Genomic DNA, 23,838 nt, shown 5'->3' with positions numbered 1-23,838 from the left:
GCAGCTTGACTTGCGATGAATGAACATGCCGCTAAGCAGCACAATTTTGCTATGTTTACCGAAAAGAAAAAAGCTTTTGAAATGATTGATAAACTGGCCTTTATAAAGTTACAAGATAAAAAAATCCTGGCGGCACGCAGCAAAGGACGCGATATCTATTACATTCCCGGCGGCAAGCGCGAACCCGGCGAAACGGATTCGGAAGCACTTGTCAGGGAAATTAAAGAAGAACTGACGCTGAAACTGGATCCGGCTTCTGTTCGGTTTTACGGCGAATTCCGTGCGCAGGCACACGGTCAGCCGGAAGGCATTATGGTGAATATGCGCTGCTACACGGCTTCCGGAAACGGCGAAATGGTGCCTGCTGCCGAGATTGAAGAAGTTGTATGGCTTTCCTGGTCAGACCGGGAAAAGGTTTCGGACGTAGCCAGATTGGTGTTGGATGATTTGAAAATGAAAGGGTTACTTGAGTAATTGTAAAGTGTATAATCAAGAATTCAAGCTATAAGTCGGATAGTCTGATTTATTTTTCATAACCTTTTCTTAATTAGCCCAAAAAGCAAAATCATTCAAGCAGAAGTAAAGAAAAACGAATCGGACACGTTAGTATAAGAAACCTAATTTTAAGCCATTTTTTACACCAGATATGATAAACCATTATTCCGTTTTCCGCAGCATTTTTATTTTGATTTCATTTTTGACATTCAATATTTCCAATGCGTTTGCACAAGGAAAAGAGGAGGCCGAAGTAGCCAAAGCTGTGGAAGCCCTGCGTGTGCAGCTTGTTGACCCGCAGGAAAATGAACTTTCAAAGCTGGTTTCCAAAGACCTGAGCTACGGCCATTCCAACGGACTTGTGGAAGACCAGGCGACTTTTACAGCTTCGCTGATGAGCGGGAAGTTCAACTTTCAGAAAATTGATCTGACTGAGCAGACGATCAAAATCACCGGCGATGCGGCCATTGTTCGTCATGTTTTTACTGCAGAAACGCTCGATGCTGGCAAATCGCCCGGATCAGCGAATCTGAAAGTGCTGCAGGTATGGCATAAGCAAGGAGGGAAATGGATTCTGATTGCGAGGCAGGCTGTGAAAATTGCAGTATGATGCCTGAAAAATTATTATTTATATAAAAAGGCAAGAGGCTCAATGCGAGCCTCTTGCCTTTTTATATATTATGATATTTCAATTAATCGGGGACCTTTTTGTTTGGCTTCTTCCTTCTTCGGAATCACCAGTTTCAGAAGTCCGTTCTCATATTGAGCACTGATGCGGTCTTCATCAACTACATCTTTGGGAAGAACAAATGTTCTCTGGAAAGACTGATAACTGAATTCTTTTCTTGAATAGTTCTCTTTATTTTCTTCCTGATTATTTTCCTTGGTGGAAGAAATAGTCAAAGTATTGCCGTCCAGACGAATATTGAAATCCTTTTTATCCATGCCCGGCGAAGCCATTTCCACTTCAAAACTTTCTTCCGATTCGCGGATGTTTACAGCGGGAACCGTTGTGCTTGTGGATGAAAAATTCGACTGGTTCCAGTTGAAAAGATCACGGCTTAAAAAATCATCAAATAAAGCCGGAAATACGGGGAACATATCCCTGTTTTTTCTGATGAGTGACATAATTACCTCCTGTTTTAATTGTTAAATAATAAATTATCTAATAAGTAAATGAAAGTATTAAACATTCATACAGCATAAATATTAAATTCCGTACCAAAAACACCAAGCTGAAAAATTGACATTTTGATCTGTCACATTTTCAGTTTTTCATGCGTAAAAAAGGCTTATCTGACGTTTAAACAATGATTTTCCAGTAAAAAATGTCATATGCTATCCGGTTTTACCTGGTGTTTTCAATCTGTTTTCAACGCATGCCGGCAAATGGTAAGGTTTAAAACCGTATTATTGGAAAGCTGTATAAAAATGAATGCAGGATTTTAACTGAAGAATTTCTGCGGGTGTTTTAAAATTTACAATGGTTTTTGATTTTAGGTTACACGTTTTTCATACCGTTGCAAAACGCCTGAACTTTACAAAGGCGGCGGCGGAACTGTTTATCACGCAGCCTGCCGTAACCAAGCACATCCATGAACTGGAAAACCAGCTGAAAACAAAACTTTTTGACCGGAACGGCTCCCGGATCAAGCTGACCGCAGCGGGAGAAATCCTTTTACAGCACAGCGAGCAGATCTTTGAAATTTACCGTAACCTTGAATTTGAAATCAATACCTTGTCGCAGCGCCATAGCGGTAAACTGAGGCTGGGTGCCAGTACAACGGCTGCACAGTATATCCTGCCGCCGATCCTTGCTGCTTTTCACAGGAAATTCCGCAATCTGGAAATTACGCTTACAATCAAAAACACGGAAGAAATAGAGCAGGCACTTCAGGACAAGGAAATTGATCTCGGCGTGATTGAAGGGTATTCCAAAAATGCAGCGATCAAATATACCGAGTTCCTGAAAGATGAAATCGTGCTGGTGGCGGCCATTCAAAATCCGCTGGTTACAACCGCTGTGATAAAGCCTGAAAAACTGAAACAGATTCCGCTGCTTTTACGCGAACCGGGTTCGGGAACGCTGGAAGTTATTGCACATGCTCTCAAGGAAATCGGCATCAGCCTTTCCGACCTGAACAGTGAAATGCAGCTGGGCGGCAGTGAAAGCATGAAACTGTACATGCTGCATTCCGACAGCATGGCATTCCTTTCGGTCCATGCCGTTTTGAAAGAGCTGCATCATAAGGAATGCCGCATTATAGACGTGGAAGGGCTGAATATCGAACGATATTTTTATTTCACGGTGCTGCACGGCCAGCATGAGGCACTGCCCGAGCTTTTCATGAAATTTGCGAGAATTCAGTTGCAATAGTTGGTTAAACAAGAATCCTTGAATAAATTTTGAGTAGTTATCCCATTTGTACTATTTTGTAATCAAACGTTCCTTTTCTTTAAATACAGGCTGTATGCATTGTATGGCCTTTTACGTCCCATTTATTTATGTTAAAAATTACATTAAGCGTGTTTGCTGCATTTCTGGTTTTTTTCTGGTCTGCGCCTGTTGACAGACTATCCGAAAGTGCGGCAGAAAACAGAATGCTGCTGAAAACCGATTCCATGCGGAATGCCACCAGCTGGCCGGAAGAGATTAATATTACACCTTTTACAGGCCCTGATATTACGCCGAGCCCGGCTTGTCTGGCGGTTGCGCCTACGGGTGAAGTGTACGTGGGTGTGGATATGATGGGATCGCTCGGAAAAGAACCCGGCAAAGGAAGTATTGTTAAATTGACAGACAGCAACAATGACGGAAAAATGGACAAGCACACCGTTTTTGCCAGAGTTGACAATCCGCGCGGCATTATTTCCCAGGGCGACAAAGTATTTGTGCTGCATACAACATTCTCCGCGCAGACCGGCATTGCTTCCGGAATGGACCTTGTGGTTTTTGAGGATAAAAACCATGACGGCGTTGCCGACGGCCCTTCAAGCCCGCTGATTCAGAATATCAGTTCACCCAAATTCCTGCAAAGCCGCGGCACAGACCATGCCACAAACGGAATCAGAATGGGAATTGACGGCTGGATTTACATTGCGGTCGGTGATTTCGGCTTTCATGATGCCGTTGACCGTTCCGGAAAAAAAATGACGCAGCTTGGCGGCGGGATTGTGAGAGTGAGGCCGGATGGTACCGAAATGGAAGTATACACGCACGGTATGCGCAACATTTATGACGTGGCCATTGATCCTTACATGAATATTTTCACAAGAGGAAATACGAACGACGGAGGAGGCTGGAACATCCGTTTCAGTAACCAGATCCAGTCCGGAGAATATGGTTACCCTGTTTTGTTCCAGCATTTTACAGATGAAATCATTCCTGCGCTGGTTGATCTGGGCGGAGGTTCCGGAACCGGGGCTTTGTTTCTGGATGATCCGACATGGCCTGCCAAATTCAACAAGGTGCCGATGATGGCGGATTGGGGAAGAAATCAGCTTTACATTCACCGCGTAACGCCGGATGGTCCGAGCTTTCAGCAGAAAGAAGAGGAATTTATAAAACTTGCACAAATCACCGATCTGGATATTGATGCTTCAGGGCGCGTTTATCTGTCGGCATGGGACGGCGCGGGATATTCGGGAAATCCGGGCAAAGGATTTGTAGTCCGTGCGGTTCCCAAAAACTGGGTTTACAAAAAACCTGCGGATGTAAACAAAGCTTCAGTTAAGGAACTTGCCCGTATGCTTACATCAGAAAGCGCGGTGGCGAGGCTGGCTGCACAGCAGGAACTGATCGCACGCAACGCCAAAGATGCGGCAAAAGAAACCTGGAACATTGCATCCGATAAAAACAACCCGCTTTATGCACGTGTAGCCGGGATTTTTACCTATACGCAGCTTGCCGGAGCCGGTGGAAATGAAAATCTTGTAAAGCTGACGGCCGACAATGACGTCCGGGAATTTGCACTCCGCGCGCTGGCCGACAGAAAAACAAATCTGAAAAATGTGCCCGTTGAACCATTTCTGAAAGGTCTTAATGATCCTTCCGAACGCGTAAGGATTGCTGCAAGCGTTGGCCTTGGCAGGCTTGGCCGGCCGGAAGCTGCAAAGGAATTGTTAAAGGTGAAAGTTCCGGCTTCTTTTGTTGCACCTGCACTGGGAACGGAAGGTCCGCATGCCACACCGAATGCTGCTATTATTCCGGCCCATATCGCGGTAAGATCACTTGTGAGCCTGAATGCGGTAGACGCCTGTGTAAGCGCGATCCATTCTGAAAATGCAACGATTGCATTGTGGGCTTTGCGTTACATGCATGATCCGAAAGCAGTAAACGGACTGATTTCCGCTTACAAACAGTCGAAAGATGAGAAACTGAAAAACCAGATTTTGGTTACACTTTCCAGACTTTATAAAAAAGAAGCGGATTATGACGGCTCGTGGTGGTGGAGCACAAGACCGGATACGCACGGACCTTATTATAAAGCAGTGACCTGGGAATCGTCCGGCAGCATCAAGGATTTTCTGATGCAGGAATGGAAGCAGGCCAATGAAAAGGACAAGCAGCTTTTTGCTGATTTGAACAGCCGTCACCGCATGGAAATCACTGAATTTGGCGGAGAAGAAAAAGCGGTTGCAAAGGAAGAGGTAAAAGTGGATCTTGAAAAAATCAGGAACAAAAAAGGCCAGGTTGGGGAATCATCGATTGAAGATGTGATGCTGGCTATGGCAAAAATCAACGGCGATCCTGCCATGGGCAAAACACTTTTTACCAAACAGGGCTGCGTTGCCTGCCACAGCATCAGCAAAGGTGAAGTAATGAAAGGCCCGTTTATGGGACAAATCGGTTCCATTATGACGCGCGAGCAAATTGCGGAATCCATTCTTAAACCCAATGCTTCCATTTCACAAGGGTTTGCAACCGTTATGGTAACAGCCAAAGGTGATAAAAACTACATGGGATTCATTTCGGAAGAATCTGCAGACAAGCTTGTAATGCGCGATATTACGGGGCAGGTTTATACGATAAAAACTTCGGAAATTGTTTCACGCAAGGAAATGGAAACTTCCATGATGCCGTCCGGCCTGGCCAACGAACTTTCATACGAGGAGTTTGCTTCCCTGATTACTTTTCTTTCCAAACAGAAAAAATAGGGAATCTCTGAAATCCGTACAAAAGCCTGCATGTGACCTGCTCACATGCAGGCTTTTGTTTTCTTGCCATTTTCTGTTCGGCAGCATGCCTGGTTTTATATAACAATGAAGATAAAACCTTGAAAAACATATCAGCACAATCAATTCCTAAAATTCTGATAACAGGTGCAACCGGAACTATCGGCAAAGAACTGACGCAATTTTCTGCCTCTTGCAATGTACCTTTCCGTGCTATGGCAAGATGACTGGAAACAGCCAGAATTGATTACACATTTTCAAGGCCAAATCATTATATGCAGGGTTTACCGAATTTTCGTGAAACCATCTAAAACAGCATCCATTTTATGGCTCCATCGGCCATGCAAAAGTAAGTATGATCGATGTCAGAGACATGCACGTGCTGCCGCTTTGTCTCTGACGAAACCCGGACATGAAAACGAAACGTATAATCATCCAGCTCCGAAGGTGCTGTAGCATGATGAGCTGGCAGAAAAACTTTCGGCAGCACTTGGCCGGCATCCGGTTTGTAGATGTTTTCCGAATGCCTTACTTGAAATGTTGCCGGGCACGGGTTTTTCGTTCTGGCAAGCCGAAGGTCTTGTTGAAGATTATGCTCATTATGCCCGTTGGGAAGCTGCCGAGGTGAGTTCAGGTATTTATGAGGTCACAGGTCGCAGTCGGATCCGCTTTAAACAATTTCTTATGAGTTCGCGCCGGCTTTTATGGGTTGATAATGATGTGTTCTGTTGTGTATGCTTTTAAATTCTGCCCGGACGACCATTTTTAATGGGCCGAGGATTGAAAGCGGAAATGATGATGTTTGTAAAGAAACAAACGGACTACGTGTGCCTCCGTTTGTGTCTTCACAAACAGATGACAAACGCCATAAAACCGGGAATCTGAAGTTGTAAAATGCTTTGTGCCCTGTTTTGTGAAGACACCAAACCCAGCATTCAACGCTCACTGCCCTTGTTTGTGACCTCACAAACAAAAAAAAACCCATGAAAAGAAGCCGGACAGGTTCTTTTCATGGGAATCAAAACAAGTGACTATCAACCTCAACGATGGTTTTTTCTCCTTTTGGTGCTATCCGGCATAGCGGCCCTTTCGGAGCGCATTGTTTTTCTGGTTTTTTTAACCGAGTAGGAAGTCAGTGTATCGGTGCCCGGCCTTCCGGTGCTGCTTCTGCTCCCGTCGACCAGACCGGTTGTACTTACATTTCCGTTGTCGTTCAGGATAGGTCCGCTTTCGGCATTGGCTGAATCTTTCAGGATGGCAGTAACATCGGAAGAATCCTTGTTCACGCTTGTTCTGGATGTTTTTTTATGATAAGATCGCTCGCTCCCGCCTGTTCCCGACGAATTGTTCCGGGACTGTGCAAATGAAACTGCAGGGGAAGCCAGTAAGGCAATGATAACCATTAATTTAAGCAAATTCATATATTTTGATGTTTTAAGGTTTTCACATTTGTAATGACAATGAGCAGATGTAAAATACCGTTCCAGTCTGATGCCGTGCAACAGCGATTTTGAAAAGGCATGATGCGGAAAGCACGATCTCTACCAATATGATATACCGTTAACATTGGAACGCTTTTTTATACATATGGTGAATTCTATTAAAAGGTTGTTCAGAAACAATGTCTCACCAAACCAGAAAGGAGGATTTATGTTAGCAATGAATTACCGCGGGCCATACAGAGTCCGGGCAGATCACAAGCCTTACCCTGAAATATTGCATCCGGAAGATGCAATTGTTCGTGTTACAAGATCATGTATCTGCGGGTCCGATTTACATTTGTATCATGGACTTGTGCCTGATACCAGAGTTGGAATGACATTTGGCCATGAGTTCATCGGCATTGTAGAGGAAATCGGGCCGTCCGTTCAGAACCTTAAAGTTGGAGATCACGTGATTGTTCCCTTTAACGTTGCCTGCGGAAAGTGCGTGTTTTGCGAGCAGCAATTGTATGGAAACTGTCATGAATCCAATTCGCAGGCAACTGCGGTTGGCGGTATTTTCGGCTATTCGCACACGGCCGGTGGTTATGACGGCGGCCAGGCAGAATACGTCCGCGTTCCTTATGCCGATGTGGGCCCGACTGTAATTCCATCCGAAATGCATCCGGATGATGCCGTTTTATTAACGGACGTGGTTCCGACGGGCTATCAGGCAGCGGAAATGGGCGGTATCAAACCGGGTGACACCGTTGTGGTTTTCGGAGCCGGTCCGGTCGGAATTATGGCTGCCAAATGCGCATGGCTATTTGGTGCAGGACGTGTGATTGTTATTGATCATATCGAGTACCGTCTGGAATTTGTCAAGAACTACGCGCAGTGTGAAGCCTACAATTTTCGCTCGCTGGAAGATCCGGTTCTGTTTATTAAAAAGACAACAGACTGGATTGGTGCCGATGTTTGTATCGATGCCGTAGGCTGTGAAGCCGCAGGAAGTGCCATGCAGACCATCACCGGCGTAAAACTCATGCTTCAGGCTGGCGCAGCTACTGCCCTGCACTGGGCGATCAACTCGGTAAAAAAAGGAGGTATTGTATCGATTGTCGGCGTGTACGGACCAACGGGTAACCTGATTCCAATCGGAAATGTCGTGAACAAAGGCATTACAATCCGTGCTAACCAGGCCTCTGTTAAAAGGCTGCTGCCAAGACTGATCGAGCACGTCAAGGAAGGACGACTGGACCCGAAAGCAATTATTACGCACAGGGTTCCGCTGGAAGAAGTAGGAGATGCATATCATATCTTCTCGGCCAAGCTTGACAACTGTATCAAAACCATACTTATACCGCCATCAGCCAGAATTTAAATCAAACGAATATGAAAAATACAGCCATTGATCATAGCCATATCAAGGGATGGGGCGTGGATGCTGATCCGCTTGATGTTCCGGCTTACCCGATGAAAAGAAGGACCGAAAACGATAACAAAGGCATGTACTGGGAACGTCCCGCACATCAGGTTCAGACCGTCGAAGTACTTAAGTCCATTGAAAGACCGGATCTTACCACCGTATTCGGCACTTCTACGCCGCCCAGCGGTTTAAGCGGAAAAATCAGGCGGTTTGCATTCAAATACAGTGAGGCGAGCTTTGCACACTGGCTGCCGCTTATCCTTGCCGACCGCATCAATATGCTGGAAGGTATTGCCGATGATTTAAGAAAAGGACATATTCCCAATCTGATTGACGAACTTGGTGTCAAATCGGAGTTGAAGCATAATCCCGCAGGCTTTGCCAAAAAAGTACTGGTGGGTGTTGCCGTTACGGCGCTTCTGGTTGCATGGATGAGAAGCGGCGACCAGGATGAAGATTAACTGAGAACAGCATATCCCGCATAAAATTCTTTTCTGCAAAGGAGTTTTATGCGGCTTTGTTTTAAACGGCAGGAAGTTGTTTTGTTAAAAATTTTTATCTTGCCGGCATTGAATGACTACAAAATTGCAATGAACCCGAATTATTCCCGGCTCAGGACTGTAAATGTAACGCGTTATGTAACGCCGCTGCGTGAAGGAGGATCGCTTCCGGCCATTGCAGAAGCAGATGATGATTTCCTGTATGTTCTTAAATTTCGCGGAGCCGGGCAGGGGCCGAAAGCATTGATTGCCGAACTGATCGGCGGCGAACTGGCCCGCCTTCTGGGGTTCAGGGTTCCGGAAATCGTATTTGCCAGTCTGGATGAAGCTTTTGGAAGAACAGAGCCGGATGAAGAAATTCAGGATCTGCTCCGATCGAGTACCGGACTGAACCTTGCCATGCATTACCTGTCGGGCGCTATTACGTTTGATCCCATCGTTACGGTTGTTGATCCGCAGCTTGCTTCCAGAATCGTATGGCTGGACAGCTTTCTTACCAATGTGGACAGAACCGCGCGAAATACCAATATGCTGATGTGGCATAAAGAGTTGTGGCTGATTGATCACGGCGCTTCGCTCTATTTCCATCATTCCTGGCAGAACTGGGAAGAGCAGGCACAGCGGCCTTTTGCGCAGGTGAAAGATCATGTACTGCTTCGCAATGCTACCCAAATGGACGATGCCGACGCTGCTTTCAGAAAAATACTGAACGCAGATGAAATCAGGTCTGTTGTTGCACTCATCCCGGATGAATGGCTGCTCGCCGATTCGCCTTTTGAGTCCGCCGAGGCGCATCGCAATGCCTATGCCCGCTTTCTGGAACTGCGGCTTTCTGTTTCTGAAATCTTTGTAAAAGGAGCACAAAATGCACGAGAATCACTTGTTTGAGTACGCCGTGATACGTGTTGTACCAAGGGTGGAGCGCGAGGAATTTATGAATGTCGGGGTTATTCTGTACTGTCCCGGAAAAAATTACCTGCAATTTGTTTTTAAGGTGAACGAAGCCCGCTTGTGTGCTTTTTCAGAAAACATCGACATCAAGGAAATCATGGATTACCTCGATGCGCTGAGGCGTATATGCGAGGGCAGAAAAGCAGGCGGCCCCATCGGGTCTTTGCCGCTTTCATCACGTTTCCGCTGGCTTACGGCTACACGAAGCACGGTTGTACAATCTTCAAAAGTTCATCCGGGCTTTTGTAAAGATCCGGATGAAACGTTGCAGCGTCTGTTCGAACAGCAGATTGGATAAACAGTCAGCGAAGGTTCAGATGTTGCTGGACTTCTTCCTTTTTACGACGGGAAACTTCCACCTTTGATCCGTCGGAAAGCAGCACGAACTGGTTGTTATGCGTAACCTGCTTGATGTATTTCGGATTGACAAGATGTGATTTATGCGTGCGGATGAAGTTAAATTCCCCAAGCATGTCATCAAAATGTTTGAGCGTCTTGCTGGAAAGAAACGGCTTTTTCCCGACCAGGTGAATGGCCGTATAATTTTTGTCTGCTTCCAGCCGGAGAATTTCGTCCAGTGTAAAGAAAAAAACGCCCTCACTGGACGGGACCGCCAGCCTGAAATCCCGGATATCTTTCTTTTCAATATTCTGGACAAGGTTATCATATAGTTCCTGATTCAACTCGATGGCTCTCAGACGTGCTTTCTCAACGTGCCTTTCTACGGCTGCCTGCAGTTCGTCAGGGTCAACTGGTTTCAGCAGATAATCCAGTGCACTGAAACGAATGGCCTGAATGGCATACTGGTTGTAAGCAGTGGTAAATACAATATCGTACGGCGGATCTTTTCTGGCACTGATGAAGTCAAACCCGTTCTGAAAAGGCATTTCAACATCCAGAAAAACAACGTCCGGCATAAAGGTATCCAGCACCGTCAGTGCCGACTGTACCGAATCGGCATCCCGGATGTCAAAGCTTTCCCTTACAAGATTGTCAAGATAATGCCGGAGAACATTTCTGGCTTTCAGTTCGTCATCAATAATCAAGGCTTTGATCATAACGTTAGTCTGATATATTAGAAAATAAATGATAAATATTGCTGCGTAACAGTCACGTAGTCAATAGCGGCAATAATTTATACTAATTTCACCCATATAGCAGGATTCATTTATTTGGTGGCCGGTTCTGATTACTGAAAGGTAATTTACTGTAAATACTTGCTGGAATATTCTGAAAGCCATCCCTGCATTTTCTGTTTCATATAGCGAGCAGTAACGGTCATTTTAAATGCTGTAAATGTATGTTCGGGTTTGGAGTAATTTTTCCCCGACTGAAATTTCTCCGGCTAAAATGCATAAAAAAATCCCGGGAAGGAGGTTCCCGGGATTTTCAGTATGTACAACGTTTTTACTTGCTGTCAACAGGCTTCTGCATTTCGTTCATGTTATGCGCTACAACCGTGTCCGGCAAAATGTTGCTCATTCCGATCTGAACCTTGTTCTTGAACCCTGAAATGACCTTGTCTTTTCCGGACATCAGGGCATCGTAACCGTCCTTGGCTACATCGGCAGGGTCAGCCATGGAACTTTCATCCTGAACTGCCTTGCTTTCTGTCATATCCGCTTTATTGAAAAAATCAGTATCTGTAACGCCCGGCATCAGCGCAGTCACTGTAATTTCATATTCCTTTACTTCCTCCCGGATCGACTCGGAAAAAGAAAGTACAAAAGCCTTTGTCCCATGATAAACAGACTGCCAGGGTCCAGGTGTTTTGCTGGCAATAGAGGCGACATTCAGGATTTTACCGGAATTGCGGCTGATCATATCCCGCAGAAAGAATTTTGTAAGGATAATAACCGAAGCAATGTTCAGATTTACAATATCCAGCTCTCTTTCAATTTCCGTATCCTTGAACAACCCGTAAACACCTTGTCCTGCATTATTTACAAGTACCTCTACTTCAATACCCTGGTTTCTTACTTCCTGACAAAGTGAAAAAGCATCGTCTTTGATAAACAGATCTTTTGCAATCGGGACAACATGAATTCCGTGTTGCCTGAACTCCTCCGCTCTGATTTCCAGCTGCTGCTGGTCACGTGACACAATAACGAGGTTATACTGGTTTTTGGCAAATAGCAGAGCAAGTTCGTAACCAATACCGCTTGTTGCACCGGTTATCAAAGCATATTTTTGACTAGCAGACATAACGTTCCAATTTTAGGTTAACAATTAATTTAAAGCCATTCGAATTCCCGCACGTACTTTAATACAATTATGCCTAAGGGCGGTAATGTCAGCGGAATAGAATGCGTTTTTCCATTTTTAGGAACCGGATAAGTTTCCAGCTCGTCTGTATGGATTATATCGGCTCCGCCATACTTCAAATTATCACTGTTGAATATCTCCTTGTAATAGCCCGGTTTGCCGACGCCGATCCGGTAATTGTTCCGTACGATAGGCGTGAAGTTGGCCACAAAAATCAGGTTGTCTGCTTCATTTTTGCCCTTCCGCATCCAGCTCATGACACAATTTGCCGCATCCTGATTATCAATCCATTCAAAGCCTTCTGCCGAAAAGTTGTTTTCGTAAAGTGCAGGCTGCTCTTTATACAATGCATTCAGGTCTCTGAGAACATGCTGAATACCCGTATGCGCAGGATTGTTGTTTTCTGACCAGTCCAGACTGAAATCGTGACGCCATTCATGGCGCTGGGCAAAATCCGCACCCATAAACAACAGCTTTGCACCCGGATGGCCATACATATAAGCATATAAAAGCCGCAGGTTGGCAAACTGCTGCCAGTTGTCGCCCGGCATTTTGTTGATCAGCGAATGCTTGCCGTAAACAACTTCATCATGCGACAGCGGCAAGGTGAATTTTTCCGAAAAAGCATAGTGGATGCTAAAAGTAAGCTGTCCCTGATGATGCGTGCGGTATACAGGGTCAAGCTGGAAATAGGAGAGCGTATCGTGCATCCAGCCCATCATCCATTTCATGTCAAAGCCGAGTCCGCCCTGGTTGGTCGGGCTGGTGACGCCCGGCCAGGCCGTTGATTCTTCGGCAACGGTGAATACATCCGGAAAATAGGTATGCACGGCATCATTGAATGACCGTATGAAGTCGATGGCTTCCAGGTTTTCCCTGCCGCCGAACTCATTCGGAATCCATTCTCCTTCTTTTCTTGAATAATCGAGATAAAGCATCGAAGCCACGGCATCTACACGCAGGGCATCAATATGAAATTTGTCCAGCCAGTAAATGGCATTGGAAATCAGGAAAGACTTTACTTCATTTCTGCCGAAGTTGAAAATGGAACTTTTCCAGTCCGGATGAAAACCTTTCTTGGGATCGGCATGCTCGTAAAGGTGCGTGCCGTCAAAATAACCCAGTCCGTGTTCGTCGGTAGGAAAATGGGAGGGAACCCAGTCGAGTATGACGCCGATTCCCGCCTGATGCAGGGCATCTACAAGAAACATAAAATCCTGCGGTGTTCCAAAGCGGCTGGAAGGTGCAAAGTAGCCTGTAAGCTGATAACCCCAAGATCCGTAAAAAGGGTGTTCCATAACGGGCATAAACTCCACATGTGTGAATCCCATATAATTACAGTATTCGGGAAGCTCGGCTGCAAGTTCACGATAAGTCATAAACCGGCCTTCTTCCTCATCCACACGCCGCCACGAACCGATATGCATTTCGTAAACCGAAATTGGCTTGCGCATGGCATGTTCCGCTTTGCGGCTCTGCATCCAGCTAGTGTCGTTCCATTCGTAGTCAAGGTCCCACGTTACGGTGGCGGTATGCGGAGGCGTTTCCCAGTGATAGGCATACGGATCGCCTTTTTCAACTTCGTACCCGTTATTCGAGCGAATGAAATACTTGTAATATTCACCTTTCCCGATATCCGGGATAAATCCTTCCCAGATTCCCGAATGGTCATGGCGCGGCTGAAGAGGCGTACTGTTTCGCGTCCAGCCATTGAAATTGCCGATAACTGAAACGTAAGTTGCGTTGGGCGCCCAGACAGCAAAACTGGTTCCTTTCACGCCGTTCTGTTCGGTAATGTGCGAACCGAGTTTATTATAGATACGGTAATGTGTACCTGATTGGAACAGGCTTATATCAAAGTCGGTCAGTAATGCCGGTGATTCCGTTTTATGATCTGTCATAGTCAAAAGTTTATACGGTCGCAGGTTCTGCCTTTTTCATGATGGATTTGATTCCTCTCAGCGGTACCATAACCCATGTCGGCCTGTTATTAACCTCATAATTAAGTTCATAAATAGCTTTTTGCAGCAGGAATGTCTGCAGTAGAATGCCAAGATCCTCTTTTTTCTGCGGAATAATCGGACTGTCTTTTACCGTTTCAAGATACGATTTCATGAAAATTCCGCTCATGTAATGATACCACTGTTCCACGTAAGGAATGAGTTTCTCGATATCTTCCGTACGGACCTGATTGTCCAGATAAAGACTTCCGTAGGCTGCATAGTGGAACGAACGGAGCATTCCCGCCACATCACGCAATGCAGAACGCTTCAGTCTTCTTTCGCTGTAACTTCTTGCAGGTTCGCCTTCAAAGTCAAGAATTACAAAATCTTTTCCTGTAAACAGCACTTGTCCGAGATGGTAATCACCATGGATACGGATTTTGGAAGTATCGATTTTGTGCGAATACACCTTTTTGAGTTCTGTCAGGATGTCTTCTTTCATCTGCAGGATTTCATCGGCTTCCTGTTTTACTTCCGGGTCCAGTTTCTTGCTGTTTCGGTTGAGGCTCTGGAAAGCAACACGTACCAGCGACTGCAAAGAGGAATAGACTGACCGCTGATAATGCAATGAGAATTCCTCCGGTTTGAAATCCGGCAAATGCGTTCCCGAAGCAAGTGCAAGGTGCATTTCAGCCGTTCTTACGCCCAGAAGCGAAATCTGTTCGGCGGTAGGAACGTCCAGCAAATCTTTCAACACACCCGGAATATCCTCATAGCCAACCGGATCGATCAAAGTTCCGACCAGTTCTGTCGGCAGCTGAATGTTGCTGCCCATCAGGATTTTTTCATTGAAATCATTAAGCCTGTCCAGCATATTCGCCCATGCATCCGTACTGCTCGGAACCATTTCCTGCATCATGCCCAGTACCATGGAATCTTTGTTGTTTTTCCATTCAATGGACCCTACAAATGCCGGAATGTTCGGGAATTTGGCTTCGTGCGTCAGGAAGTGCGTAATTTCCAGATCCGGGTTAATGGCACGATCCACTTTCCGGTACAGCTTGAAGAAATACTTGCTGTCAAATGCCAGTGAAGTATTGCTTTGTTCGGCAGACATCACCCGCGGTTTGATCTTCTCGGTATCGCGGATGTGGCTTTCCAGATCTTCATTTCCTGAAAACTGGATATGTCCGTCCCGGGTTTCAACCGATTCCTGCGCTGCCATGTTGCTGATCATCGCAAGCTGAAGTTCCTGTCCGTAAACGGCATCAAACAGAATCCCTTCTTCCTCTTCAATTTTGATCTGTGCAATAACGGCCTGCGGACAGTCTTCTCTTACACGGAATGAAAAAGGCTGTTTGCCGAAAGCAATATGCAACTGATACATTTCCGGAAGGTCATTCTGGTAGGTAGCTTCCAGCAGAAGAATATAGCTCGGCAGGTTTTCGCCAAGCGGAATGGTTGCATGGGAAACAATGCGCAGGCTGTCCAGTCCTTTGCCTTTACCGCCAAACCATCTCATTTTCATCAGGTAAGCAGGCAGTATTTTATTTTCAAGGTTTTCGATTACGCGCGGTTCCAGCAAATCATCCCATTTTGCAAGTTCGATAAGCGGCAGTTCTTCATTCTTGTCAATTTCCGGATGCGTCTGCTGCAATACAAAGCACTGACAGGCATAAGCTTCCAGTGTAAAGAAATACGGCGTACTGTCTTTGATTGCAGGAAATTTGTTTTTACTGAAAATCTCCACCGGCTGATAACCCTTGTATTGATCAATGTCCAGTTCTACCGGCTGCGGAAAACGCGAAAGATTGGCGATTACCAGCATGGTTTCATCTTCAAAAGTACGTGTGAATGCAAGTACTTTCGAATTTTCGGAATTGATAAACTTGATGTCGCCGCGGCTGAATGCCTTGTATTTCTTGCGCGTATTAATCGCCCGTTTCATCCACCACAACAGCGAAGATGAATTGCGTGTCTGAAGTTCTACGTTTACGGATTCATAATGATATTGCGGGTCCAGGATCAGTGGCAGATAAAGCCGCTGCGGATTCGCCTGCGAGAATCCGGCATTCCGGTCGGGGCTCCATTGCATCGGCGTTCTTACGCCGTCACGGTCGCCGAGGTAAAAGTTATCGCCCATTCCGATTTCGTCACCGTAGTAAATGATCGGTGTTCCCGGAAAGGTAAAAAGCAGTGCATTCAGCAACTCGATTTTCTTCCGGTTATTCTCCATCAAAGGAGCCAGACGGTGTCTGATTCCCAGGTTTATTCTTGCCTTCGGGTCTTTTACGTACACTTTATACATGTAATCGCGCTCTTCATCCGTCACCATTTCCAGCGTCAGCTCATCGTGGTTACGCAGGAATATTCCCCATTGGCAGTTTTCCGGGATTTCCGGTGTCTGGTCAAAAATGTCGGTGATCGGGTAACGGTCCTCCATCTGCAGCGACATAAACATGCGCGGCATAATCGGAAAATGATAGTTCATCTGGCATTCGTCACCATCGCCAAAGTAAGCTGCGGAATCTTCCGGCCACATGTTGGCTTCTGCCAGAAGCAAAGTTCCGGGATAACGCTCGTCTACATATTTTCTGAGTCTCTTAAGATATTCATGCGTTTCGGGCAGGTTTTCGCAGTTGGTGCCGTCTCTCTCAAAAAGATAGGGAACGGCATCCAGACGAAATCCGTCCACACCCATTTTACACCAGAAGTTAATGATCTTGAAAATTTCCTCCTGCACGAGCGGACTGTCGTAGTTCAGGTCGGGCTGATGATGGAAGAAGCGATGCCAGTAATATTGTCCTGCTTCGCTGTCCCAGGTCCAGTTGGATTTTTCGTAATCCTGAAAAATGATCCGAGCATCCTTGAACTGTTTGGGATCGTCTGTCCAGACATAATAGTTACGGTGATCAGAGCCTTTTGGTGCTTTTCTCGCACGCTGGAACCACGGGTGCTGATCCGAAGTGTGGTTGATGACAAGCTCTGTAATTACTTTCAGGCCGCGCTTGTGCGCTTCTTTCAGGAAAGTCTTAAACTGCTGAATATCGCCGTAAGAAGGATTAATGGAGTAATAATCCGAAATATCGTATCCGTCGTCCCGCAGCGGCGAAGGGTAAAAAGGAAGCAGCCAGATCGCCGTTACGCCAAGATCCTGAAGATAATCCAGCTGTTGCATCAAGCCCTGGAAATCACCGATTCCGTCGCAATTTCCGTCTTTGAATGCTTTTATATGCAATTCGTAAATAATGGCATCTTTGTACCATTGCAGATTTTTTTCGAGTACTCCATTCTTATTTTCCATGCGGGTATGTATTCAATGGTTCAATTTTTAAAATGTGTGCAGGCATTTCATACGGATTCAGCTGTACATAATTGTACGCTCCCTGCCAGTTGTATTTTTCTCCGGACAGCATATCGCTGACCTTGTACGGCTGATCATAATGTATCCCGAATTTCTCGATCGGTACTTTTATGTGAGCGCCCTGCGTATTATAGAAGTCGAGGTTGACAGCAATCAGCAATGCATTGTTGCTGGCTTCATCGATTTTGGAATAACACATGATCATGTCATTGTCTGTGTCTGCAAATTCAATGTTCCAGGTGGTCTGCAGTGCCGGATTGTCTTTCCTGATTTTGTTGACGCGTGTTATAATCTCGGCCGTACGGCTGTATCGGTTCCAGTCCCAGTGCTTGATTTCATACTTTTCATTGTCTGTATATTCTTCCTTGCCGGGATGGGGTGTGTTAATGCCGAATTCGTAAACCGGTCCGTAAAGGCCATAATTGGAAGAAAGCGTAGCGGCAAGTAAAAACCGGGTAATGTGCGCATTTTCGCCGCCAACGGCCAAATGATGCGGCAATATATCCGGCGTATTGGGCCAGAAATTTGGGCGGAAATAGTACTGCTGATCTGTTTTGGTCAGTTCATGCATGTACTTTTCAATTTCATATTTACTGTTTCGCCAGGTGAAATAAGTATAGGATTGGTTGAAACCGATTTTGGCAAGGCGTTCCATAACCCTCGGCCTTGTAAATGCCTCGGCCAGAAACAGTACTTCCGGATTTTTCTTCCTTACTTCACGAATCATCCATTCCCAGAATCCGAATGCCTTTGTATGCGGATTATCGATCCGGAACACGCGCACGCCTTTTTCAATCCAGAAGTCGATAACACTTTTCAGTTCTTCCCACAGATTCTGCCAGTCTTCGGTTTCAAAGTCAAACGGAAGGATATCCTCGTATCTTTTGGGCGGGTTCTCTGCGTACTGAACGGTGCCGTCGGGCCGCCATTTAAACCATTGTGGATGTTCTTTCACGTACGGATGGTCCGGTGCACACTGATATGCAATGTCCATGGCAATCTCGATACCGAGTTCTTTGGCTTGTGAAACCAGTTCTTCAAAATCTTCCACAGTACCCAGTTCCGGATGGATCGCCTTGTGTCCGCCAAGCCGGTTCCCGATTGCCCACGGAGAGCCCGGATCGGTTTCCGACGGAGTCAATGAGTTGTTTTTTCCCTTGCGCTTCATTTCGCCAATCGGATGAACCGGCGGAAAATACAGGGTATCAAAGCCCATTCTGGCAACCCGGGGCAACAGTTTGGCAACGTCCTTGAACGTGCCGTGAGTGTCAGGCGTTGCGGATGCAGACCTTGGGAAAAGCTCATACCACGAACTGAACGCTGCTTTTTTTCGCTCTACTTCCAACCGGAACGTTTTGTCATATACTGTGATCCGATCCGTAAAACGGATGCTGTTCATGGCATTGGCAACCTCGTCGCTGATCGCAAGGCTTATTGCCCGTTCAATGTCCTTGTCTTTGGAATCCTGCAGTTCACTGATCCATCGGGTAAAGTCAGGCTTCTTTTCCAGACTTACGAGTTCGGCTGCTTCTTCCAGCAGCTCTACACCGATGAGGATTTCGACAGAAACATCCTGGCCAGCATCGTATTTCTTGACCAGGCCTTTTTTCCAGGTTGTGAAATGGTCGATCCAGCCGGTTATCCTGTATTCGTAAAAACCGGTATTTTCCGGTGTCCATGAAGCTTCCCAGCAATCATTACTGACATATTTCATGGGAAGGTCACTCCAGTATTCGTCATTTTCATGCCTGAAAATCACACTTGCAGCAACTACGTCGTGTCCGTCTCCGAAAATATCGGCAGCGATCAGTACATTTTCCCCGATTGCTCTTTTAGCCGGATATTTGCCGCCTTCAACTTGTGGTGTAACGTTGGTGATAATTACGCGTCTTATTCCATCCTGAATACTCATCGATCCGATTTTTAAGTTTTCATTTGTCGAATGGATAGTAGGACAATCAAAATCATGCCTGCAGACTGGCTTTGATCGGGTTTTCTACTGTTTTTTAGAGAAAATCCGGATTATTTGAACGGCCGTTCTACGCAGGAAACCGGCAATATGCAGCAACGTGAATATAAACTACTTGTACATAGGCTGTTTCGAAGTATATGCTCTCTGAAGAGCCGCTTTCACATCCTCGTACCGCAGCGGTTTGGAAATGTAATCGTCCATCCCGGCATTGATACAGATTTCACGGTCTTCCGGCATGGCATTGGCCGTAACCGCAACAATAAACGGCTGCCTGACTTCCAGCTTCCTGATCAGTGCGGATGCTTCCAGCCCGTCCATTTCAGGCATTTGCACATCCATAAAAATGAGATCGAAAAACTGCTGCTGCACAGTTTCCAGTGCTTCCCTTCCGTTATGCACCACCTGCGCGGTGTAGCCCAGTTTGCGGAGTACGGTCACAAACAGTTTTTCGTTGATGGGATTGTCCTCGGCAATCAGGATGGTAAGTGGATAATCTTCGGCGAAGTTGCCCGAAAGCTGGTTTTTGTTCGCAACATCCGGCTGAATTGCAGCAGTGCGCTGCGAAAGTTCGTTTCTGATTACCTTGACAAGTTTCTGATGTTTGACGGGCTTGGTAAGGATGGAACGGAAAATGTCCGGGTTGTTTTTACGTACGACATCACCCACCGAACTGAGCAGTACAATCGGAAGCTTGGGAAATCTGCTTTTGATCTTTTCGCCTAGTTCGAGCCCGTTCATTTCGGGCATATGCTGATCCGTAATGACCAGTTCGATATTGTTGTACTGATCCAGCCTGTCCAGCGCCGCCTGGCCCGAGGCTGCCAGCACAGGCACCAGTTTCCAGTACCGGAGCTGCGATTCTATGATCCTGAGATTGGTTTTATTGTCGTCCACAACCAGCACAAGTTTTCCTTCAATGTCATGGGCTTCATTGCTGTCTGACTGCGGCAAAGCCTGCTCGCTTGCTCTGGTGTGTATGCTGAAATAAAAGTCGGTTCCTTTTCCTTCCCAGCTTTCCGCATGGATGTGCCCGCCCATCAGCTGAACAAGCCGCTGGCTGATTACCAGGCCGAGCCCGGTACCGCCATACTTCCGGGTATGTGAAGAATCAACCTGTGAAAAGGCTTTGAATAAAAGGTCGAGCTTGTCCTGCGGAATGCCGATACCGGTATCCTGCACCAGAAATTTCAGCTGGATCATGCCGTCATCTTTCACGCCTTCGTTCTGTACGCTGACAAGAATTTCGCCCTGCTGTGTGAATTTCACCGCATTCCCGACCAGATTGATCAGGACCTGCCGCAGACGCAGATTGTCACCGATGATCTGGCCGGGAACGTCGGGAGCAATCTGATAAACAAGGTCCAAGCCGAGGTCGGAAGCTTTTCCCGAAAAGATGCCGAGCACTTCCTCGATGCATTCATGCAGGTCGAAAGGTTTGTTTTCCAGCTCCATATTGCCGGACTCGATTTTGGAAAAATCCAGAATGTCGTTGATGACCGTAAGTAGCCCGTCGCCGCAGCTCATAATGGTTTCGGCGTATTCTTCCTGCTCTTCGTTCATGGCGGTCTGTGAAAGCAGTGCGGCCATGCCCAGAATACCGTTCATAGGCGTCCTGATTTCATGGCTCATCGTGGCCAGGAATATGCTTTTGGCCTGGTTTGCCCGCTCGGCTTCTTCTCTGGCGAGCTGCTCCTCGATGTGTTTTTTCTGAAGATCGCTGTTCAGCTTGTGCAGGTTTTCTGCCTGTTCTTCCAGTACCTGCTTTTGCCGGATCACTTCTTTTGTCCTTGCCTGAACCTGACTGAGCAGTTCCAGCTTCTGTTTTTTGACGCCTTCCATTCGGGAATGATATATCCCGATGATCAGCGCGGCAGCCAGCAGCAGCATGGCCACCCGGAACCACCAGGTTTTCCAGAAAGGCGGAATGATGTGCAGCCTTACAGAAGTTCCGGTTTCGTTCCAGATGCCGTCATTATTGGAGGCTTTTACCCTGAAAACATAGTCGCCCGGATCAAGATTGGTGTAGGTTGCACGGCGGGTTGTTCCCGGATAAATCCAGTCATTATCAAACCCTTCCAGTTTATACGCATATTTGTTTTTTCTGGAAATGGTATAGTTCAGCGCGGTAAATTCAAAGGAAAGCATCAGGTCCTTGTAAGAAACCGTTATTTCCTTGGTGGCCGTAATGTGCTTTTTTAGCGGAGAATCCGCGTCGTGCAGTGAAACGGATTTGTTGAAGATCTGAAAGTCCGTAATGTAAACAGGCGGAATGTAATTGTTGTACAGAATGCTGTCGGGATGAAAAAAGTTGAAGCCGTTCTGCCCGCCGAAGAAAATGTAGCCTTCCTGATTTTTATAAACCGACATTCTGTTGAACGAAGTACCCTGAAGCCCGTCGCTGTTATCGAAATTCCGGAATACCTTTGTTTCCGGATTGAAGTTGGAAATGCCGTAGTTGGTGCTGATCCAGAGCGTTCCGTGCGAATCTTCCGTTATCCCCTGAATTACATTATTTGGAAGGCCGTCTTTCTGCCGGTAACTTTTAAAGTTTCCTGTCTTCGGATTAAAAAGATTCAGTCCGTTGCTCGTACCGATCCACAGATTGCCTTTTTTATCCTCATAAATACAGTTGACCAGGTTATTGCTGATGGAATTTTCATCGTCTTCATTGTTTGCATAATGCGTGAAAGTATTCTGTTTTTCATTGAAAAGGTTCAGCCCGCCGCCTTCCGTCCCGATCCATAAGTTCCCTTTCCGGTCAATGCAGAGCGATTTGATGATGTCATTGTTGATGTGCCCGGGTTTGACTGCATTACTGTTATAGACAATGTACGTTCCTGCTTTCTTGTCATACCGGATAAGTCCGGCGGAAGTGCCGATCCAGATGAATCCGTTGCTGCCCTCGATCATGGAATTGATGTTGGACGGAATGACGTCGCGGATGCTGCTGTCCTCGTTCAGGTTCAGGAAAGTGCCTTTTTCCCGGTTGAAAATACTCAGACCGCCTTTGTAATTGCCGATCCACATTTTTTTATCCTTGTCTTCATACAGCGACATGATGAAGTTGCTGGCAATGCTTCCGGCTTGCAGCGGATTGTGCGTATAATGTGTAAACCGGTCGGTTTTCCTGTCCCAGACGTTAATTCCGCCGCCGTCTGTTCCCAACCAGAGTTTGCCGTCGCTGTCTTCGGTTACGGTGAGTATGTTGTCATTGTTGAGGCCGTTCCGCCTGCTCGGATTGCTTCTGTACAGGTTAAATTTCTGCGGTTCGTAATCCATTACATTCACGCCGCCGCTGTACGTCCCGATCCACATGGTTCCGATATTGTCACAATGCAGCGCATAGATAGAGCCGTTGTTCAGTCCGCTGCTGATGGCAGGATCGAAGGCATACTTTTTGAACGTGCCGTTTTTTTCAAGAATATTGATCCCGCCGTTTCGGGTACCGATCCATAACCGGCCTTTTTTATCCTGTGCAAGGGATAAAACATCATTGTGCGAAAGACTTTGCGGATTTGCTTCATCGTGCTGGTAAGCGGTAAAAGTCCCTTTGCTTCTGTTGAACAGATTCAGGCCGCCGCCTTCGGTAGCAATCCAGAAACGATGTTCGGCATCTTCATAAATACTGTTGATTTCATTTTTGCTCAACGATTTCGGGTTGGCCGGATCGTACATGAAATGCGTGAAACGGCTGCCGTCCGGGGAAAGCATTTCGAGGCCCTTTTTTTTCGTTGCGGCCCAAACGGCACCGTCGCTGGTGACAAGCACATCGGTAACGAAATTGTCACTCAGGCTCGACGGCTCCGATTCATGATGGATATAATGCCTGAAAGTCCTTTTTTTAACGTCAAAATAATTCAGTCCGCCACCGGTACCGATCCACAGATTGCCGTTCTTGTCCTCGGCAATGGAGGTTACATTGTTATGGCTGATGCTCGCGTCATCACCGGGCTTGTGCGTGTAATTGGTAAAGCGGTCGGTATCGGGATTGTACAGGCTCAGGCCGCCGTAATTGGTGCCGATCCAGAGCCTTCCTTTGCTGTCTTCAAAAATGGTATGAACGTAATTGTGGCCGAGGCTTCCGGGATTGTGCGGTTCATTGCGGTATACGGTGAATTTATAACCGTCATAAATATTCAGTCCGTCCTGTGTTCCGAACCACATAAAACCACGGCGGTCTTTCTGGATGCTCGTCACATTATTCTGCGACAGGCCCTGGTTTGTGGTGAGATGCCGGAACGAACGGTTTTTTTCCTGTGCCTGTAAGCAGTAACTTACAACAAGAAAAAATAAAACGGCCCGCAGAGATACTTTCATTATCCT

General features: G+C 46.4%; 16 protein-coding genes. 8 read left to right on the top strand and 8 right to left on the bottom strand.

Features of this window, described 5'->3' with window-relative positions:
* Positions 1 to 81: 81 nt before the first annotated feature.
* Together FEM33_RS24965 and FEM33_RS24960 are read left to right on the top strand one after the other, a co-directional pair.
* Positions 82 to 474 carry an NUDIX hydrolase gene (locus FEM33_RS24965; RefSeq protein ID WP_139014689.1) on the top strand — a complete coding sequence of 131 codons (393 nt, stop codon included), beginning with the start codon at positions 82 to 84 and terminating at the stop codon, positions 472 to 474.
* Between the two features lie 172 nt (positions 475 to 646).
* A complete protein-coding gene (locus tag FEM33_RS24960; RefSeq protein ID WP_139014688.1) occupies positions 647 to 1,105 on the top strand; it encodes a nuclear transport factor 2 family protein in 459 nt (152 codons plus the stop codon).
* Between the two features lie 68 nt (positions 1,106 to 1,173).
* Here the strand turns inward: FEM33_RS24960 and FEM33_RS24955 are convergent, their stop codons facing one another.
* Positions 1,174 to 1,623, bottom strand: a complete 450-nt coding sequence (locus FEM33_RS24955) for an Hsp20/alpha crystallin family protein (RefSeq protein ID WP_139014687.1) — start codon at positions 1,621 to 1,623, stop codon at positions 1,174 to 1,176.
* 355 nt (positions 1,624 to 1,978) lie between these two features.
* Between FEM33_RS24955 and FEM33_RS24950 the strand changes: the two genes are divergently transcribed.
* Both FEM33_RS24950 and FEM33_RS24945 read left to right on the top strand, forming a co-directional pair.
* The gene (locus FEM33_RS24950) at positions 1,979 to 2,872 is read left to right on the top strand and encodes a LysR substrate-binding domain-containing protein (protein ID WP_139014686.1); all 894 of its coding nucleotides are present in this window, start codon (positions 1,979 to 1,981) and stop codon (positions 2,870 to 2,872) included.
* 128 nt (positions 2,873 to 3,000) lie between these two features.
* Positions 3,001 to 5,652, top strand: a complete 2,652-nt coding sequence (locus tag FEM33_RS24945) for a DUF7133 domain-containing protein (protein ID WP_139014685.1) — start codon at positions 3,001 to 3,003, stop codon at positions 5,650 to 5,652.
* A 1,058-nt stretch (positions 5,653 to 6,710) separates the two neighbouring features.
* On the opposite strand, the gene FEM33_RS24940 is transcribed toward FEM33_RS24945, so the two are convergent.
* Positions 6,711 to 7,091: a hypothetical protein gene (locus FEM33_RS24940; RefSeq protein WP_229214403.1), complete on the bottom strand. Its 381-nt coding sequence runs from the start codon at positions 7,089 to 7,091 to the stop codon at positions 6,711 to 6,713.
* A 229-nt stretch (positions 7,092 to 7,320) separates the two neighbouring features.
* On the opposite strand from FEM33_RS24940, the gene FEM33_RS24935 reads away from it, so the two are divergent.
* The 4 genes from FEM33_RS24935 to FEM33_RS24920 all read left to right on the top strand — a co-directional run bounded on the left by FEM33_RS24935 (position 7,321) and on the right by FEM33_RS24920 (position 10,269).
* The gene (locus tag FEM33_RS24935; RefSeq protein ID WP_139014684.1) at positions 7,321 to 8,475 is read left to right on the top strand and encodes a zinc-dependent alcohol dehydrogenase; all 1,155 of its coding nucleotides are present in this window, start codon (positions 7,321 to 7,323) and stop codon (positions 8,473 to 8,475) included.
* A gap of 11 nt (positions 8,476 to 8,486) precedes the next feature.
* Positions 8,487 to 8,981, top strand: a complete 495-nt coding sequence (locus FEM33_RS24930; protein WP_139014683.1) for a hypothetical protein — start codon at positions 8,487 to 8,489, stop codon at positions 8,979 to 8,981.
* Positions 8,982 to 9,110: 129 nt separating this feature from the next.
* On the top strand, positions 9,111 to 9,908 hold the full coding sequence (locus tag FEM33_RS24925; RefSeq protein ID WP_139014752.1) for a HipA family kinase: 798 nt from the start codon (positions 9,111 to 9,113) through the stop codon (positions 9,906 to 9,908).
* Positions 9,886 to 10,269 carry a DUF3037 domain-containing protein gene (locus FEM33_RS24920; RefSeq protein ID WP_139014682.1) on the top strand — a complete coding sequence of 128 codons (384 nt, stop codon included), beginning with the start codon at positions 9,886 to 9,888 and terminating at the stop codon, positions 10,267 to 10,269. Before FEM33_RS24925 ends, FEM33_RS24920 begins: the two co-directional genes overlap by 23 nt.
* 4 nt (positions 10,270 to 10,273) lie before the next feature.
* Here FEM33_RS24920 and FEM33_RS24915 read toward each other — a convergent pair whose 3' ends face one another.
* The 6 genes from FEM33_RS24915 to FEM33_RS24890 all read right to left on the bottom strand — a co-directional run bounded on the left by FEM33_RS24915 (position 10,274) and on the right by FEM33_RS24890 (position 23,832).
* A complete protein-coding gene (locus FEM33_RS24915; RefSeq protein ID WP_139014681.1) occupies positions 10,274 to 11,029 on the bottom strand; it encodes a LytR/AlgR family response regulator transcription factor in 756 nt (251 codons plus the stop codon).
* 349 nt (positions 11,030 to 11,378) lie between these two features.
* The gene (locus FEM33_RS24910; RefSeq protein WP_139014680.1) at positions 11,379 to 12,176 is read right to left on the bottom strand and encodes an SDR family NAD(P)-dependent oxidoreductase; all 798 of its coding nucleotides are present in this window, start codon (positions 12,174 to 12,176) and stop codon (positions 11,379 to 11,381) included.
* Between the two features lie 29 nt (positions 12,177 to 12,205).
* Positions 12,206 to 14,137: a 1,4-alpha-glucan branching protein GlgB gene (glgB, locus tag FEM33_RS24905; protein ID WP_139014679.1), complete on the bottom strand. Its 1,932-nt coding sequence runs from the start codon at positions 14,135 to 14,137 to the stop codon at positions 12,206 to 12,208.
* Between the two features lie 10 nt (positions 14,138 to 14,147).
* Positions 14,148 to 17,483: a maltose alpha-D-glucosyltransferase gene (treS, locus tag FEM33_RS24900; RefSeq protein ID WP_139014678.1), complete on the bottom strand. Its 3,336-nt coding sequence runs from the start codon at positions 17,481 to 17,483 to the stop codon at positions 14,148 to 14,150.
* The gene (locus FEM33_RS24895; RefSeq protein ID WP_139014677.1) at positions 17,473 to 19,455 is read right to left on the bottom strand and encodes an alpha-1,4-glucan--maltose-1-phosphate maltosyltransferase; all 1,983 of its coding nucleotides are present in this window, start codon (positions 19,453 to 19,455) and stop codon (positions 17,473 to 17,475) included. Before FEM33_RS24895 ends, treS begins: the two co-directional genes overlap by 11 nt.
* Positions 19,456 to 19,623: 168 nt before the next feature.
* Positions 19,624 to 23,832, bottom strand: a complete 4,209-nt coding sequence (locus tag FEM33_RS24890; protein ID WP_139014676.1) for a hybrid sensor histidine kinase/response regulator — start codon at positions 23,830 to 23,832, stop codon at positions 19,624 to 19,626.
* Positions 23,833 to 23,838 lie beyond the last annotated feature (6 nt).

Origin of the sequence: Dyadobacter flavalbus, assembly GCF_006149045.1 — a bacterium.
GTDB lineage: Bacteria > Bacteroidota > Bacteroidia > Cytophagales > Spirosomataceae > Dyadobacter > Dyadobacter flavalbus.
The sequence above is the reverse complement of the archived record's forward strand: the minus strand, read 5'-3'. Positions and strand labels throughout refer to the sequence as shown.